This window comes from Bradyrhizobium cosmicum, from assembly GCF_007290395.2.
GTDB classification, from domain to species: domain Bacteria; phylum Pseudomonadota; class Alphaproteobacteria; order Rhizobiales; family Xanthobacteraceae; genus Bradyrhizobium; species Bradyrhizobium cosmicum.
Genome location: NZ_CP041656.2, coordinates 5,412,978 through 5,429,857, shown reverse-complemented (window position 1 = coordinate 5,429,857; position 16,880 = coordinate 5,412,978). Strand labels below are relative to the sequence as shown.

16 protein-coding genes are annotated in these 16,880 nt (G+C 64.6%); 12 read left to right on the top strand and 4 right to left on the bottom strand.

What is annotated here, in order from left to right:
• Positions 1–45: 45 nt before the first annotated feature.
• Positions 46–996 (top strand): oxygenase MpaB family protein, encoded by a 951-nt coding sequence (locus FNV92_RS26050; RefSeq protein ID WP_168213561.1) that lies wholly within the window; start codon positions 46–48, stop codon positions 994–996.
• A 164-nt stretch (positions 997–1,160) separates the two neighbouring features.
• On the opposite strand, the gene glgA is transcribed toward FNV92_RS26050, so the two are convergent.
• Positions 1,161–2,549, bottom strand: coding sequence for a glycogen synthase GlgA (gene glgA / locus FNV92_RS26045; RefSeq protein ID WP_416377764.1), 1,389 nt, complete (start codon positions 2,547–2,549; stop codon positions 1,161–1,163).
• Positions 2,550–2,759: 210 nt separating this feature from the next.
• Here glgA and FNV92_RS26040 point away from each other — a divergent pair, with 210 nt between their 5' ends.
• The 9 genes from FNV92_RS26040 (at position 2,760) to FNV92_RS26000 (ending at position 12,451) form a co-directional block, all read left to right on the top strand.
• A complete protein-coding gene (locus FNV92_RS26040) occupies positions 2,760–3,956 on the top strand; it encodes a CaiB/BaiF CoA transferase family protein (protein WP_143843967.1) in 1,197 nt (398 codons plus the stop codon).
• Positions 3,957–4,087: 131 nt separating this feature from the next.
• Positions 4,088–5,632, top strand: a complete 1,545-nt coding sequence (locus FNV92_RS26035) for an ABC transporter substrate-binding protein (RefSeq protein ID WP_143843968.1) — start codon at positions 4,088–4,090, stop codon at positions 5,630–5,632.
• 7 nt (positions 5,633–5,639) lie between these two features.
• Positions 5,640–6,590 carry an ABC transporter permease gene (locus tag FNV92_RS26030; protein ID WP_143843969.1) on the top strand — a complete coding sequence of 317 codons (951 nt, stop codon included), beginning with the start codon at positions 5,640–5,642 and terminating at the stop codon, positions 6,588–6,590.
• The gene (locus FNV92_RS26025) at positions 6,577–7,449 is read left to right on the top strand and encodes an ABC transporter permease (protein ID WP_143843970.1); all 873 of its coding nucleotides are present in this window, start codon (positions 6,577–6,579) and stop codon (positions 7,447–7,449) included. The genes FNV92_RS26030 and FNV92_RS26025 overlap by 14 nt, the downstream gene beginning before the upstream one ends.
• Positions 7,446–8,438, top strand: coding sequence for an ABC transporter ATP-binding protein (locus tag FNV92_RS26020; protein WP_143843971.1), 993 nt, complete (start codon positions 7,446–7,448; stop codon positions 8,436–8,438). Before FNV92_RS26025 ends, FNV92_RS26020 begins: the two co-directional genes overlap by 4 nt.
• A complete protein-coding gene (locus FNV92_RS26015; RefSeq protein WP_143843972.1) occupies positions 8,435–9,406 on the top strand; it encodes an ABC transporter ATP-binding protein in 972 nt (323 codons plus the stop codon). Before FNV92_RS26020 ends, FNV92_RS26015 begins: the two co-directional genes overlap by 4 nt.
• A gap of 84 nt (positions 9,407–9,490) precedes the next feature.
• Positions 9,491–10,558, top strand: coding sequence for an alcohol dehydrogenase (locus FNV92_RS26010; protein ID WP_015687683.1), 1,068 nt, complete (start codon positions 9,491–9,493; stop codon positions 10,556–10,558).
• Between the two features lie 131 nt (positions 10,559–10,689).
• Positions 10,690–11,769 (top strand): isocitrate/isopropylmalate dehydrogenase family protein, encoded by a 1,080-nt coding sequence (locus FNV92_RS26005; protein ID WP_143843973.1) that lies wholly within the window; start codon positions 10,690–10,692, stop codon positions 11,767–11,769.
• Positions 11,770–11,971: 202 nt separating this feature from the next.
• Positions 11,972–12,451, top strand: a complete 480-nt coding sequence (locus tag FNV92_RS26000) for a hypothetical protein (protein ID WP_143843974.1) — start codon at positions 11,972–11,974, stop codon at positions 12,449–12,451.
• A gap of 14 nt (positions 12,452–12,465) precedes the next feature.
• On the opposite strand, the gene FNV92_RS25995 is transcribed toward FNV92_RS26000, so the two are convergent.
• The 3 genes from FNV92_RS25995 to FNV92_RS25985 form a co-directional block, all read right to left on the bottom strand.
• Positions 12,466–13,287: an enoyl-CoA hydratase gene (locus FNV92_RS25995; RefSeq protein ID WP_143843975.1), complete on the bottom strand. Its 822-nt coding sequence runs from the start codon at positions 13,285–13,287 to the stop codon at positions 12,466–12,468.
• Between the two features lie 324 nt (positions 13,288–13,611).
• Positions 13,612–13,983 carry a helix-turn-helix domain-containing protein gene (locus tag FNV92_RS25990; RefSeq protein ID WP_014497036.1) on the bottom strand — a complete coding sequence of 124 codons (372 nt, stop codon included), beginning with the start codon at positions 13,981–13,983 and terminating at the stop codon, positions 13,612–13,614.
• Positions 13,984–14,012: 29 nt separating this feature from the next.
• The gene (locus FNV92_RS25985) at positions 14,013–15,059 is read right to left on the bottom strand and encodes a LysR family transcriptional regulator (RefSeq protein ID WP_015687678.1); all 1,047 of its coding nucleotides are present in this window, start codon (positions 15,057–15,059) and stop codon (positions 14,013–14,015) included.
• Positions 15,060–15,529: 470 nt separating this feature from the next.
• Between FNV92_RS25985 and FNV92_RS25980 the strand changes: the two genes are divergently transcribed.
• Entirely contained in the window at positions 15,530–15,796 is a 267-nt protein-coding gene (locus tag FNV92_RS25980; protein WP_041748462.1) for a hypothetical protein, read from the top strand.
• Positions 15,797–16,003: 207 nt separating this feature from the next.
• Positions 16,004–16,735, top strand: a complete 732-nt coding sequence (locus FNV92_RS25975; RefSeq protein WP_143843978.1) for a cytochrome c biogenesis CcdA family protein — start codon at positions 16,004–16,006, stop codon at positions 16,733–16,735.
• Positions 16,736–16,880 lie beyond the last annotated feature (145 nt).

The following is a 16,880-nucleotide window of genomic DNA, read 5'->3' as shown; positions in this document are numbered from 1 at the left end:
CAGGCTTTGCGGATTGTGGTTGCCCGCAGTCGAAAGGCGTTGCAAGTGGTGTCCGCGAGCGATCTGGAAGCTGCCCTCAATCGGGTCCGCGCTGAGGCGGCCGGACCTGATGCCGGCGTGTTCGGACCTGACACGGTGACCTGGCAACTTGACCGTGAGGCCGTGATCTTTCTCGGCGCCGGCCGCGCGCTGCTGCTGCAACTGGCGCATCCCTGGGTCGCGGCTGCCATCGCTGAGCACTCCAAGACCCTTGCTGATCCTATCGGCCGTTTTCATCGCACCTTCGACATCGTCTTCGCCATGGTGTTCGGCTCGCTCGACCGGGCGCTGTTGTCGTCAAGGCGGCTGCACCGGCGCCACAGCATGATCGTCGGAGCGATGCCGGAGACGGTCGGTCCGTTCGCGGCCGGCTCGCGCTACTGCGCCAACGACACCCCATCGCTGCGCTGGGTCCACGCGACGCTGGTCGAGACCGCGCTGATGGCGCACGATCTGATCCTGCCGCCGCTCCCGGCGGAGGCGCGGGAGCGCTATTGGGCCGAGAGCCGGACGTTCGGCGCGTTGTTCGGATTGACGGCGGACGATCTGCCGGCGGACTGGGCCGGCTTTGCGGCCTACACGGCCGCGATGGTGCGGTCAGACATTTTGACCGTCAGTCCGGCGGCGCGCGGTATCGCCACGCAGATCTTTGCCGGCGCACGTCCGTGGCTGCGGCCACCGCGTTGGTACCGGGCGCTCACGGCGAGGATGTTGCCGGAGCAACTGCGCGTCGGTTTTGGATTTGAGCTCGACGAGCGCGACAAGAGGGCGGCCGACAATGCGCTGCGATGGATAAGCCGCGTCTATCCGAAATTGCCGGACCGGCTGCGCTATGTCGGGCCCTATCAGGAAGCGCAGGCGCGGCTGCGGGGTGAGCCGCGGCCGGATTGGATGACGCGGTGCCTCAACCGGGCCTGGATCGGACGGCCGCAGATGGATGTAAGCGGGAAGGGGTGAAGTTCAAAATTCTTGTGTCCCGGACAAGCTGCAATGCGCGAGCATTGCGGCGCGGAGCCGGGACCCAGGGGCTACGAGCTCCGTCGACACATGGGCCCCGGCTCTGCAGCGCACCGTCGAAGAGACGTTGCGCTGCGTCCGGGGACGAGAGGAAACGCCTCGGCTCACACCGCTGCCAGCTTCCGGTACAGCGCGTTGTAGCTGCCGGCGGAGATGCTCCAGGAGAACGAGCGTCCCATCGCGCTGCGGCGCATGGTGTCGAGTTGGTCTTGCGCCATGAAGGCCTCGAAGGCGCGGCGGACGCCGCCGAGGAAGGAATCGCGCGAGGGCTTCGAGAACAGGAAGCCGGTCTCGCCGTCGGTGATGGTCTCGGCGAGGCCGCCGGTCTGGTGGCCGATCGGCAGCGAGCCGAACCGCTGGGCGTACATCTGGCTGAGCCCGCAGGGCTCGAAGCGCGACGGCATCAACGTGAAATCGCTGCCGGCAAAGATGCGCCGCGCCTGGGCGTCGTTGAAGCCGATCGTGACCCCGATCGCATCGGGGCGGCGGCGATGCGCATCGACCAGCGCCTGCTCGAGCGCAGGTTCGCCGGAGCCGGTGACCACGATCTGCCCGCCGGCGTCGACGATCTCGTCGGCCGCCGCCAGCACGAGGTCGATGCCCTTCTGATGCACGAGGCGCGCGACGATGCCGAACATCGGGCCGCGCGACACCGCCAGCCCGAACTGCTTGCGCACGTAATCCGCATTGGCCTTCTTGCCGACCCAGTCGCCGGCGCCGAACTGCTGGGCGAGCTGGGCGCAGGAGCGCGGGTCCCAGCTCTCGTCGATGCCGTTGAGGATGCCGGTCAGCTCGGCCGCGTCGGAGCGCAGCTGCAACAGGCCCTCGAGGCCGCAGCCGAACTCGGTGGTGGTGATCTCCCGCGCGTAGGTGCCGCTGACGGTGGTGAGATGCGAGGCGTAGACCAGCCCGGCCTTGAGGAACGACATCTGATCGTAGAATTCGACGCCGTCGATGTGGAAGGAGCTCTCGGGTACGCCAATTCGCCGCAGCGAGTCCCTCGGGAAGAGGCCCTGATAGGCGAGGTTATGGATGGTCAGGATCGACGGGACCTTGGCGCCGCGCCAAGCAAGGTAGGCCGGTACGAGCGAAGCCTGCCAGTCGTTGGCATGGACGAGGTCCGCTGCCCAATTCTTGTCCAGCTTGCCCATGGCAAGCTCAGCGGCTGCCGAGGCGAAGCGCGCGAAGCGGATGTCGTTATCCGGCCAGTCGTTCCCAGACTCGTCGCCATAGGGGTTGCCGGGCCGGTCGTAGAGTTGTGAGCACAACAGCACATAGACCGGCAGGCCGTCCTTGGTCGCGGCCCGGCCGAGCGAGCAGGCCGGCATCTCTGCAAACGCAGGGCAGCGGCCGACGATCTGTATGTGCGTGAGTTGCTCGATGATGTCGCGATAGCCGGGGAGCATGATCCGGATATCTGCGAAAGGGCGAAGCGCTCTGGGGAGGGCGGCGGAAACGGCGGCTAGTCCGCCAACGCGGACGAAGTCGTCCATCTCGGTTGTAACGAACAAGACCCTCAAGAACTGCTGCCCTCTTCCGATCCCGCCTGCTGCTATGCAAGAACGGGTCCAGTTGCCCCTGGAATTCCTAGGTCACCCGCAAGACGCGTCGGTTCGGTAAAGACTTTCCTACTCAGCCGCCGCCCTCTAGGCTCGCCGCACCAACGAAAGACAATATCGATAGTTCCTAAGGGACCGCCGGGGATGCAGCTATCAGATAAGCACGAAGAGACGACGACAAAGGCTTTCGCCGGTCTCAGGGTGCTGGATTTTTCGACCACCATCGCAGGCCCCCACTGCGCGCGGATGCTGGCGGACATGGGTGCCGAGGTCATCAAGATCGAGACCGACGGCGGCGAGACGATGCGGACCCGGCCACCGCTGCGCAACGGTTGCAGCACCGTGTTCGGCCAGCTCAATGTCGGCAAGAAGAGCGTGGTGCTCGACCTCAAGTCCGAGGACGGCAAGGAGGCGGTGCGGCGGCTGGTCGCGACATCAGATGTCCTTGTCGAGAACTTTCGCCCGGGCGTGATGCACCGGCTGCGGCTCGACTATGACAGCCTCCGCCCGGTCAACCCGAAGCTGATCTACTGCTCGATCTCCGGCTATGGCCAGAGCGGTCCCTCGGCCGAGCTGCCGGCCTACGCGCCGGTGATCCATGCCGCCTCCGGCTATGACATGGCGCATCTCGCCTACCAGCCCGGCCGCAATCGGCCGGACTATTGCGGCATCTATCATGCCGACGTCGTCACCGGCACTTACGGCTTCGGCGCAATCGCGTCTGCGCTCTATCAGCGCAGCTTGACCGGGCAGGGCCAACACATCGACGTCTCCATGCTGGAGACGATGCTGACGCTGACGGTGCTTGAGGTGCAGAACTCGCAATTCGCGGTGAAGCCGCCGCCGCGCCCGATGTTCGGCCCGACCGAGACCGCGAGCGGCTATGTCATGATCACGGTCGCCAGCGAGAAGACCTTTCAGGCATTGATGGGGGTGATCGGCCGTCCCGAATGGATTTCCGATGCGCGCTTCTCCACCTATGCCGCACGCCGCGACAACTGGGCCGAATTGATGGATGGCGTCGAAGCCTGGTCGAGGCAGCACCCGACGGACGCATGTCTGTTCGCATTGGGCGCTGCCGGCGTGCCGGCTTCGGCCTATCGCACCGTGTCCGAGGCGCTGGCCGATCCGCAACTCGCGCACCGGCAGGCGCTCTCGTCGGTAGAGGACGGCGGCGGCTCCTTCCAGGTGCTCAATCTGCCGTTCCGGATGTCGGGCGCCGACACGGCGCCGGGCAAGACGATGGCCGTGCTCGGCGAGCACACCGACAAATTGCGCGAGGAAATCGGTCTCGCCGACAATGCACCAATTCCGTCAAGCAAGACGGCTGCGACAAACTGAGCGCATTGCAGCACCACTACAGCGTTTGATCTTGCGCGTGTTCCTCTTGCCGTGGCGATCATTTGTCGCCAATCTCGCTCCCGAGTCATTCAACGATCCGAAACATCGGACGAGGGATCCCGGGAGGAACCATGACGAACATCGCTGCTGCGGCACGCAGGCGCGCGCCGATTTTCCTTGTTGCGGCATTTGCTCTTCTCCCGCTGACCGAGCGGGCCCAGGCGCAGAAGCCGGGCGGCAGCATCACCGTCGGCCAGGAGCTGGATATTACGGGCTTCGATCCGCTCAAGGTCGGTGTCTACGACACCTCGACCTTCACCGCGGCGGCTGCGATCTTCGACACGCTCACCACGCTTAATGACAAGGGTGAGGCCGCGCCAAAGCTCGCGGAGTCCTGGACACATTCGGACGATTACAAGAGCTGGACCTTCAAGCTGCGCCAGGGCGTGAAATTCCACGACGGTACGCCGTTTAACGCGCAGGCCTTCAAGGAGAATTTCGACCGGCAGAAGGACCCCGCCAACAAGTGCCGCTGCGCCTTCTACATCACCAACGTCAAGGAAGTGCTGGCGCCCGACGAATATACGGTCGTCTACAATCTCACCGATCCCTCCGTGAACCTGCCGGCGACGATCACCATCCAGAGCCAGAACAACGTCGTGCATTCGCCAACGGCCTGGAAGACCAAGGGCGACGACTACAATCGCAATCCCGTCGGCACCGGCCCCTACATCCTGAAATCATGGACCGCCGGCGACCGCATGGTGCTGGAGAAGAACCCGAACTATTGGGACAAGGGCCGTCCCTATCTCGACCGCATCATCCTGAAGCCGCTGCCCGACGCGCAGTCGCGCTTTGCTTCGCTGCAGTCGGGCGAGGCCGACATCATCTGGGACGACGAGAACGACGCCGACAACATCATGAAGGCGCAGAAGGACTCCAAGCTGACTGTGCACACCTACAAGGGCTCTGGCGCGCAGGTCTATGCCTTCAACACCAAGCAGGCGCCGTTCGACGACGTCCGTGTCCGTCAGGCGCTGGTGATGTCGATCGACCGGCCAAAGATGTCGCAGGCGATCAGTAACGGCCTGAGCCGGCCGGCGTCCAATCCGTATGGCGACGGCTCCTGGGTCAAATGCAAGGACGACGGCGCGCTGCCGTTCGACCTCGAGAAGGCCAAGGCACTGATCAAGGATCACGGCAAGCCGGTCGAGTTCAAGATGCTGGTGACCGCGACCCCGCGTGGCCGCATGATCGGTCAGGTGCTCCAGCAATTCTGGAAGCGCGCCGGCGCCAATATGGAGATTGAGCAGGTCGATCAGGCCACGATTCCGCCGCGCGCCTTCACGCGCCAGTTCCAGCTCGTGCCATGGCGCATCGTCGATCTCGCCGATCCCGATCCGCAGATGTATGCGAACTTCCGCAGCGGCAGCCCGCTGGCGCTCGCCAACTTCGTTGATCCGGAGCTCGACCGGCTGCTCGACCATTCCCGCGTTACCGCCGATCCCGCAGCGCGGATCGAGGATTATTGCGCGATCAGCCGGCTGATCAACAAGGAGGCGATCTGGTTCTGGACTTTCCAGAACACCTATTATGCGCTGTCGAGCGCCAGGCTGAAGGGCTTCCCGAAGATCTACAACGGCGTGATCGACGTCTCCTCCACCTGGCTGGAATGACCGGGCGATGCTGAACTTCATCGTGCGGCGGCTGTTGGCCATCCTGCCGGTTCTGCTCGCCGTTTCGCTGCTCACCTTCCTGATCGCCTCGCTGCTCCCGGGCGATCTTGCCTATGTCATTCTCGGCGATCAGGCGACGCCGGAGAATGTCGCGGCACTGCGCCGTGACATGGGGCTCGACCAGCCGCTGTGGTGGCGTTACCTGAGCTGGCTCGGCCACGTCCTGCAGGGCGATCTCGGCCGCTCCTTCCGCACCGGGCAGACCGTGCTGCAGGCGGTTGCCGAGCGCATTCCGGTCTCGCTCCAGCTGATGCTGATGGCGGAGTTCATCGGGCTCGTGATCGGCGTTCCCGTCGCGATCGCCTGCGCCGCGCGCGCCGGCGGCGCCTTCGACCGCTTCATGACCGGCAGCGCCTTCGCCATGCTGTCGATGCCGTCGTTCCTGATGGCGATCCTGCTGATCTATCTGTTCGCGGTCGAGCTGCGCTGGCTGCCGGCGACCGGCTATGTGCCGTTCAGCGAGGAGCCGCTCAACAATCTGCGCTTCTTCGTGCTGCCGGCGCTGACGCTGGCCCTCGCCGAATGGCCTGGCATCATGCGGGTGCTGCGCTCCGACATGATCGCGACCCTGCAGGAGGACTATATCGCGCTGGCGAAGGCAAAAGGCCTCAAGCCATCGCGCATCCTGTTCGTGCATGCGCTGAAGCCCTCGTCGCTGACGCTGGTGACGGTCACAGGCATCAATATCGGCCGCCTGCTCGGCGGCACGCTGATCGTGGAAACCATCTTCGCGCTCCCCGGTATCGGCCGGCTTCTGGTCGGCGCGATCTACACCCGCGACCTCGTCATCCTCCAGGGCGTGGTGCTGCTGGTGGCCTGCGGCTTCGTCATCGTGAATTTCATCGTCGACATGCTCTACGCCGTGCTCGATCCGAGGATCCGCCATGGCCACGCTTGAACTCTCGATGCAGGACGAGGCCGTGTCCGTGCCGATCCGCCGCCGGCGCAAGCTCGGCCTGCTGTTCTGGCTCGCGAGCATCTGGCTCATTGTGATCCTGACACTCGCGATCCTGGCGCCGGTGCTGCCGCTGCAGAACCCCGTCGACATGGACATGCTGGAGCGCCGCGCCGCGTTCTCCGGGGAGCACGGGCTCGGCACCGACAGCCTCGGCCGCGACGAGCTTGCCCGCCTGATCTTTGGTGCGCGCGTCTCGCTGACGGTGGGGCTGATTGCGCCGATGATCGGTCTGGCGCTCGGCGGTGCGCTGGGGTTGCTTGCCGGCTATTTCCGTGGCCGGTTCGAGACGTTGGTGGTCGGCAGCATGGACGTGCTGCTCGCCTTTCCGCCGCTGATCTTCGCGCTCGCCGTCACCGCCTATCTCGGCCAGTCCATCCCCAATCTCACAATGATCCTCGGCGTGCTCGGCATTCCCGCCTTCATGCGCGTGGCGCGGGCGGCGACGCTGACCCTGGCGCGGCGCGAATTCGTGATCGCGGCCGAAGCGCTCGGCGCCAGCCACGCGCGCATCCTGCTGCGTGAGCTGCTGCCGAACGTGATCCTGCCGCTGCTGGCGTTCTTCCTGCTCGGCGTCGCCGTCACCATCGTGGTCGAGGGCGCGCTGTCCTTCCTCGGTCTCGGGGTGCCGCCGCCGATGGCGAGCTGGGGCAGCATGATCGGCGAGGGCCGCGACAGCCTCGACGTCGCGCCGCGGCTGGCCTTCCTGCCGGCCGTGGGGCTGTTCCTGACTGTGCTGGCGTTCAACCTGGTCGGCGACACCATGCGGGCGCTGACCGACCCGCGTCAGGGGGCGCTGTGAGCGCGCCGCTGCTGACCATCGATAATGTCGCGGTCGAACTGCCGACGCCGCGCGGCAATTTGCGCGCCGTGGATCATGTCGATCTGTCGCTGGAGGCCGGCCGCACGCTCGGCATCGTCGGGGAGTCCGGCTGCGGCAAGACCATGCTGTCGCGCGCGGTGCTGCAGCTGCTGCCGAGGAAGGCGAAGCTCACCGGACGCGTGATGTTCGACGGCCAGGATCTGGTGCGGCTCGATGCGGAGCGGTTGCGCCGCCTGCGCGGACGCGACCTTGCGGTCGTGTTCCAGGACCCCATGACCTCGCTCAATCCGGTGCTCACCATCGGCACCCAGTTGATGGAGACGATCCAGGAGCACCTCGAGCTCGATGCGCCTGCGGCGCGCAAGCGCAGCATCGAGTTGCTCGCCGCCGTCGGCATCCCGGCACCGGAGCAGCGGCTGGCGCAATATCCGCATCAGTGTTCCGGCGGCATGCGCCAGCGCATCGCGATCGCGATCGCGCTGTCCTGCGAACCGAAGCTGCTGATCGCGGACGAGCCGACCACGGCGCTCGACGTGACGATCCAGGCGCAGATCCTCGATCTGCTCGCGCGCGAACAGCGCCGCCGCCACATGGCGATGATCATCATCACCCACGATCTCGGCGTGGTCGCCGGCCGTGCCGACGAGGTTGCGGTGATGTATGCGGGCCGGGTGGTGGAGCGCGCGCCGACGCAGGCGTTGTTCAAGCGGATGCACATGCCCTACACGGAGGCGTTGCTGGCGGCGATCCCGAAGCTGGACACCGCGCCGCATACGCCGCTGCCCGCCATCTCCGGCCGCCCACCCGATCCAACGCGGCCGCTGAAGGGGTGCTCCTTCGCGCCGCGCTGCCGCTATGCCGTCGAGCGCTGCCGCGAGGCGAAGCCGGAGTTGAAGAGCGCCGAGATGCCGGGGCATCTCTATGCCTGCTTCCATCCGATCCAGATGGTGGAGGAGATCGGCACATGATGCAGCTGGCCCTGCGCGATGAGCCGCTTCTGAAGGTCGACAATCTCGTCGTGGAATACGGTCTCGGCAACAAGACGGTGCATGCGGTTTCCGGTGTCAGCCTCCAGGTCGCGCGCGGCGAGACGCTGGGGCTGGTTGGTGAGTCCGGCTGCGGCAAGTCGACCCTGGGACGCGCAGTGCTGCAACTGCGCCGTGCCAAATCGGGGCTGGTGCAGTTCGACGGAGAGGATCTCACGGCGATGCAAGGCGAGGCGCTGCGCAAGATGCGCCGCCGCGTGCAGCTGATCTTTCAGGATCCGATCGCCTCGCTCAATCCGCGCCGGCGCATTGGCGACATCGTTGCCGAGCCGCTGATCATTGCCGGTATCAAGAACGCCGCCGAGCGCAAGCGGCGCGTTCACGATGTGCTCTCTGCGGTAGGGCTCGACCCCGATCTCGTGGCGGGCCGCCTGCCGCACGAATTCTCCGGCGGCCAGTGCCAGCGCATCTGCATCGCGCGGTCGCTGGTGCTCAACCCTGAGTTCATTGTCTGCGACGAGCCGGTCTCGGCGCTCGACGTCTCCATCCGCGCACAGATCCTCAACCTGCTGGAGGAGATGAAGGCGCGTTTCGGTCTGACGCTGCTGTTCATTGCGCATGACCTTGCTGTGGTCAAAGCGGTCAGCGACCGCGTCGCGGTGATGTATCTCGGCCGGCTCTGCGAGGTCGGGCCATCTGAGCAATTGTTCGCGAGGCCCGCGCATCCCTATACGGACCTGTTGCTGAAGGCGATCCCGGTGCCGGATCCGGATGTCCGTCCCGCCGAGAGTGTGGCGATTGGCGAGCCGCCATCGCCGATTGCGCCGCCGTCCGGCTGCCGTTTCCGCACCCGCTGTCCACGGGCGGATCAGCGATGCAGCGCGGAGATACCGGAGTTGCGCGAGGTCGCGCCCGGCCAGTTCGCCGCTTGCCACCATCCGCTGGCCTGAACTAAGACGGCTGCCGGGTTTGTCTCGCCCCGCCGGTCATGGCATGGTGGCGGCGAGAACGACAAACATGCCGGGAGGACGCCGATGAAGAGTTTCAAGGTCGCCGATTTCAAGGCGCCGCTGCAGGAGTTTGACGAGGCGACGCCGCAGCCGTCGGGCACGCAGGTGCTGATCAAGGTCAAGGCCGCCGGCGTCTGCCATAGCGACCTTCACATCTGGGAAGGCGGCTATGATCTCGGCCATGGCCGCAAGCCGCTGTCGCTGAAGGACCGCGGCATCAACCTGCCGCTGACGATGGGCCATGAGACCGTGGGCGAAGTCCTGGCCTTCGGCCCCGACGTGAAGCCGGCTGACCAGGGCGATCTGAAGCTTGGCGACATCGGCCTCGTCTATCCCTGGATCGGCTGCGGCAAGTGCGCCGTTTGTCTGGCTGGTGACGAGAACATGTGCGCGACGCCGCGCTCGCTCGGCGTCTATTGCGACGGCGGCTATTCCGATCACATGCTGGTGCCGCATCCCCGCTATCTGCTCAACCTCAAAGGCCTCGATCCTGCCACGACCGCGCCCTACGCCTGCTCGGGCGTCACCACTTACAGCGCGCTGAAGAAGGTCGAGCAGCATTTTGACACGCCGATCGTGATGTTCGGGGCGGGCGGCCTCGGCCTGATGGCGCTGTCGCTGCTGAAAGCCATGGGCGGCAAGGGTGCGATCATGCTCGATATTGATGCCAGGAAGCGCGAAGCGGCGGAGAAGGCCGGCGCGCTCGCCACCGTCGATCCCAAGGCGCCGGATGCGCTGGAGCAGCTCGCCAGGAAAGCGGGCGGGCCGATCCGCGCCGTGATCGACCTCGTCGGCAACGCCGCCACGACGCAGCTCGGCTTCGACTGTCTGGCCAAGGGCGGCAAGCTCGTCATCGTCGGCCTGTTCGGTGGTGGCGCGACCTGGGCGCTGCCGCTGATTCCGATCAAGGCGGTGACGATCCAGGGCAGCTATGTCGGCAATCTGCGCGAGACGCAGGAGCTGCTCGATCTCGTCCGCACCAAGAAGGTGCCGCCGATCCCGGTGACGACGGCACCGCTCGCCAGGGCCAACGACGCGCTGGTGCAGTTGCAGCAGGGCGCGGTGGTTGGGCGCACGGTGCTGACGCCGTAGTTACTCTCTCTCCTCCGTCATTGCGAGCGAAGCGAAGCAATCCAGAAGTCCCCTGCGGAAACGGTCTGGATTGCTTCGTCGCTTCGGTCCTCGCGATGACAGCCTCTTCTTCCTACGCGCAGGAAACTTCAATGTCCGCAAACAACGCCTTCCACATTGCCGTGCTCGGTGGCGACGGCATCGGCCCCGAGGTCATGGCGCCGGCGATCGAAGTGCTGCGCAAGATCGAGGCGAAGTCGGACTTGCGCTTCCGCTTCACCGAGGCGCCGGCCGGCGCCAACAATTACCTCGCGACCGGCAAGTCGATGCCCGACAGCACCATCAAGCTGTGCGAGGAGGCGGATGCGATCCTGCTCGGGGCCTGCGGCCTGCCGTCGGTGCGCTACCCCGACAACACCGAGATCGCGCCGCAGATCGAGCTGCGCTTCATCTTCGATCTCTACGCCGGCGTGCGGCCGGCGCGGCTGATTCCAGGCGCGCCGAGCCCGATCGTCGGCGCCGACCGGCGCGGCATCGATCTCGTCGTGATCCGCGAATCCACCGAAGGCCTGTTCGCCTCGATGGGTAAGGGGGTCGTCACCCACGAGGACGCACGCGAGACGCTCGTGATCACGCGCAAGACCTCCGAGCGCCTGTTCGAGTTCTCGTTTCGCCTCGCCGAGCGGCGCAAGGCGCGCGGCAAGCCGGGGATGCTGACCTGCGTCGACAAGGCGAATGTGTTCAAGGCCTTTGCGTTCTTCCGCGGCATCTTCGACGAGATCGAGAAGAAGCACCCCGACGTGAAGACCGACCGGCTCTATGTCGATGCCTGCTCGGCGATGCTGGTGAAGCGTCCCTGGGATTTCGACGTGATGGTGATGGAGAACATGTTCGGCGACATCGTCTCCGACATCACCGCGAGCCTGATCGGCGGTCTCGGCATGGCGCCGTCGGCCGACATCGGCGACAAATACGCCGTGTTCCAGCCCTGCCACGGCACCGCCCCCGATATCATGGGGCAGGGCAAGGCCAATCCGACCGGCATGATCCTGTCGGCTGCGATGATGCTGGACTGGCTCGCCGACAAACATGGCGTCGAGAGTGCGGCCGAGGCCGGCGAAGAGATCGAGCGTGCGGTGGATCAGATCTACGCCGACGGCATCAAGCCGATGGAGTTCGGTGGCAGCAACGGCACGGCGGATATCACGAAGGCGGTGCTGGGGGCGCTCTGAGAGCAATCGCACGGCAGCGGTTGCTTCACCTCGCCCCGTCAGAACGGGGCGAGGGAGCGCCGATCCAGCCGGAGCTTGGCCATGCGCGGTTATCAGCATCAGAGAGCTGCGCGACACTGATATTTAAGTTCCGAACGCTATATGGTCGAGGCAGCCGGCAGAGGCTGTTTCTATTTATGTAGATTGTTTCTGGGAGAAACAAATGTCGGTCTCTGGAGCTAGTTCTTCGACCACAGCGAGCGCGCTGCTCTCGCTGCTCAAAACGAACGCGACGGCAAGCGACACATCGGCCACGCAAAGCGCGAGCAATGCATCGTCGGGAACGGCAGCCAGTGCGAAACCGGAAGCCAGCGCGATCTCATCCGGCGCCAGTTCGTCCGTGCAGGTCAGCAGCGATGTGTTGGGTGTGTTGATCGACGCGCAGGCGTCCAGCACGGGAGGCGGCGCGTCCTCGGATAGCTCGACTGCATCAGCTACGGACAGCGGTGCAGCATCCAGCGGGTCTTCGTCGTCGAGCAGCGGGAGTTCGGGGGCAAGCAGCGGCTCCAGCAGCGGCAGTAAGACCTATGACAGCGCCGATACCAACGAGGACGGCAAGGTTTCAGCGGCGGAGCAAGATGCCTATGACGCCAAAACCAAGGTTCACGTCGACAAGACGTCCGCTGGCGGGGTTGCTGCCTAGGCGCAGCCTGGAAGCTATTTCCCCGTAAACTGCGGCTTGCGCTTCTCCATGAAGGCCTGGCGGCCCTCGCGGAAATCCGCGCTGTCCATGCAGGCATTGCCGATCGCCCTGATCGTCTCCATGTCGCGCCCGCTTTCGTCCTTCAGCACCTGCGCGATGGTGATCTTGGCGGCCTTGATCGCGAGCGGGGCGTTTTGCGAGATCGTCTCTGCGATCGCCATGGTCTCGCCCATGAGCTGATCTTCCGGGATCAGGCGTTCGACCAAACCAATGCGCAGCGCTTCCGTCGCGTCGATGCGCATGCCCGTGTACATCAAGAGCCGCGCCCAGGATGGGCCGACCAGCGACACCAGATGCTTCAGGCCGTCATAGCCGTAAGCAATGCCGAGCCTAGCCGCGGGAATGCCGAACTGGCTGTCGTGTGAAGCGATGCGGATGTCGGTGAGCATCGCGACCTGCATGCCGCCGCCGAGACAGAAGCCCTGGATGCAGGCAATCGTCGGCTTCGGGTAGTCGGCGAGCAGCGCGCGCTGGGCGGCGCTGCGCTTGGCATATTCTTCGGAGGCCGCCGCGTTGTGGCGGGTCTTCTCGAACTGGCTGATGTCGGCGCCCGAGACGAACGCCTTGCCGCCGGCGCCGCGCAGGATCACGACGCGCACTGAATCGTCATCGCGTAAGGCCGTCAGCGCCTCGCCAAATCCCTCCCACATTTCCAGCGACATCGCATTGCGCTTGTCGGGATTGTTGAAGGTGATCACACCGACGCCGCTGGCCGCATGCTTGAGGATCTTGCCGTCGGCATATTGTGTTTCGGTCGTGCTGAAAATGTCGGACATCGCGCGCTCGCTGGTCAAAGGCCGGGCGCAATGTGCTGTCAGGTCGCGCGCGGGGTCAACCGTGGCAAGGCGAGGGGCTTGGCATCAGCTTGTGCCGCGATTGCATGCCGCGGTTACCTCCGCGTCGAATGGCCGGCAGGCGGCCAAGAGAAAGGGCGGCCAAGCCGCCCTGAAAAGCCGATGCCGCGCGCCGATGGCGCGCAGGCTCAAATCTGATCCGGCAGCCTCGTTCAATCCGGCCGCGTCCCCGTGACGCGGTGGATTGAACATCGGCCTTTGACTTCAGCCTTCAACATAGCTCTTGGAGGCCAGGCCGTCGATCGATCAGGCTTCGTTCGCCGCGATCGATTCCATCAGCGAGACGAGCTGACGCTGCACCGTCTGATCCTTGATCTTGCTGTAGGCGCGCAGCAGGCGGAGGCTGAACGCAGAGTCGAGGAACAGCAGGCTCTCGACTTCGCGCGCCTTGTTGTCGCCGTCATAGAAGAAGGTCACGGGCACATCGAGGGCGGTGGCGATCTGCTGAAGCCGAGCCGCGCCGACGCGATTGACGCCCTTCTCGTATTTCTGGACCTGCTGGAAACTGACGCCGAGCTTTTCGCCGAGCTCAGCCTGCGAGATCTTCATCTCGACGCGCCGCAGACGGATCCGCTTGCCAAGCTCAATGTCCGGCTTGCCGGCACTGCGCTGCTTCATTCTTTTCGCCGCTGTCTTCATACTTTTTCTCATCGTTCTTCGGTTGAAAACCCCCCGAAGAGCTGGGTCAGGGGTTCGCCCATATAGGAGTCCTTGAATTCGTGCGGGTGCACGAATTCTTCCTTAAACCACGGGAAGCGCGCCGGATTGAAAGCATCGATCAGCCAGTCAATCATGTGCCGCACGCGCGGAATCCGGCCGCTACCAGGATGGTAGGACAACCAGATATCCAGCGGTCGGTTCAGCTCGACCTCCAGTGGAATCAACTTCCCGCCAAGCGCAATGGCATAGCTCGGGAATACGCCGATGCCGGCTCCATTCGCGACAGCCCAGTAGTTGGCGCTTGAGACGTTGGTCTTCATGACCAGAAGGTCACGTTCCGGTACGCCCGGGAAGAAGCTCTCGAAGGTTTCCTTGGCGGCGATCTGGTCGGCGAATTGCAGCACCAGGCGGTGCTTGATCAACTCCGCCGCGGAGCGCGGCGCGCCATATTTCTCGACGTAACTCCTGGAGGCCCAGAACATCAGATGCATGCGGCCGAGCCGCACCAGCTTGACGTCGAGCGCCGAAGGCCGCGACAGGTGGATGGCGACGTCGGCCTCGTGGCGCGAGACGTCGGCCGAGCGCATCGCGCAATGCAGGTCGACCAGGATTTTCGGATAGGCCTGCTGGAATTCGACCAGCCGCGGGGCGAGCCAGAACGTACCCAGTCCCTCGGTCACGGCGACGCGGACCTCGCCGGACAGGGCATTGGCCGTCGAATCGCTGGCGCGCAGGACGTCGAAGGCCGCGGCCTCCATGCGTTCCACGGCTGACACCACCAGCGCGCCCTCATCGGTCAGATGGGTGCCATGGACGTCGCGGGTGAACAGGGTGGTACCGGTCTGGCGCTCGAAATCGTCGATCCGGCGGCGGACGGCGTTGATCGATAGAGACAGGCGCTCGGCCGCCGAGCGGAAACTGCCGCATCGAACGACTTCCAAGAAAATGCGAGCCGCATCCCAATCAGAGAGGCCGCTGATATTGATCTTTGGGCGTTCCTCCAGTGGAACGCCCCTTTCCGCCAAGGAGTGCATACAAGTCCCTTTGGGTCGCTAAACTGGCAGAATCTGGGGCAAACCACAACCACGACGGGTTGGGGGCCGGCGAGTTTTGAACGCCATCTTTACTACCTCGTTGGCGGTATCTGGATGCTACCAATTGCTGGGAATCGGGCAAGCTATCGTCCGGGTGAGGGGTGTCGCGTGAGTTCCGTTGCGAGCCTTGAAATGGCTACGGGATTGTCGGCGTCGTCTATGACGGGCGTCCTCGCCCGAGTGCTTCGGAATTGCGCGATGGATGAATCGCATATCTCCGGGCGTTCTTCCCCTGACACTCACGACGATGGCAAACCGCGCAGCGCGGGAATGTCAGCTGGAAGTGCGCAGAAGCACTTCGAAATCATGTTCGGAGGCGCAGACGCCTCATGCTATCCTTACTGCTCCACGGGGGCCGAGGGGATCGCCACGACTATATCTCGCAGGCCGAACTAACGGAAAGAACGCCGGTGTCGCATTCAGACGAACAGTTGCAGTCGGTGCTGGAAACGCTTGAGGAGTGCCGCAAGGTCCTCAACGAGATCAACAGCCGTGAGTCGGCCGAATTGCTGTCCGTCGTCATTCTCGACGTGCGGATGAAGCTCAAGGGAATTGACGGTGCCGATCTCAAGGCGCTGTGCGACGAAATGCTGCGGAGCGCTGCCAGCGATCCGCAGTCCCCCTCCAAGCAGACGCAGGACCAGCCCCGGCGTCCGCTGCTCCGCGTGGTGAAGTAGCCGCGCCGCCGAATCTCGCTTTTTGGCGAGATTTGTGCGCGTCCCGGTGCCGTATCTGTGATCGCAGATGGCATCGGGAGGAGCCCTGGTTTTGTGCGCCTCTGTTGCGCATTTTCCGGCATCGGCTACACCAGTGCCGGTTCGGCTCCGGTGTGCGCGCACTCCCCCGTGTGCGGCCAGAGGGCCTGAGATGGCTCCGACTGCATCATGCAAAATGTTTCGATCCCGGCGGCGCTGATTGCCGGCCTCGTCAGCTTCCTCTCCCCCTGCGTCCTGCCTCTCGTTCCGCCCTATCTGATCTATCTGACGGGCGCGACGATCGAGCATGTCGAGAGCGATGAGCCGGCCTCGGCCTCCAAGCGCGCCATCATGATGTCGGCGCTCTTGTTCGTGCTGGGCTTTTCAACGGTGTTCGTGGCGCTCGGCGCCAGCGCTTCGTTGGTCGGCGGATTGATCCGCGCCTGGTCGGCCGAGCTGTCGATCCTTGCCGGCATCGTCATCATGGTCATGGGACTGCATTTCCTCGGACTGACGCGGATCGGCCTGCTGATGCGCGAGGGGCGGCTGCCGATCCCCAAGCCCGTCGGCCTCTGGGGCGCCTATCTCATGGGGCTGGCCTTCGCCTTCGGCTGGACGCCGTGCATCGGCCCGATCCTCGCGGCGATCCTTTCGATCGCTGCGGCCGAAGCGACAGTGACCAAGGGCGCAGGGTTGCTCGCGGTCTATTCGGCCGGCCTCGGCATTCCCTTCCTGATCGCAGCGCTGATGATCGAGCAATTCTCGACCCTGTTCGCGCGCATGAAAGGCCATCTCGTCAACGTCGAGCGCGCCATGGGCGTGTTGATGGTGATCACCGGCATCGGCTTCCTCACCGGTGCAGTCTCGAATGTGAGCATCTGGCTGCTGGAGACGTTCCCGGCACTGCAGACGATCGGATAGGGCGCAGCGGTCCCGTCGATGGGAACCGGGTTTTCACGGATGGAACCTGAAAGAAACCGTTCCGGATCTCCGGTCATGCTCCTCTGCAGAATCAAAATACCAAACTTTTCCGATCCCGAGACGTTGCAGCAGCACAACCGCGTGG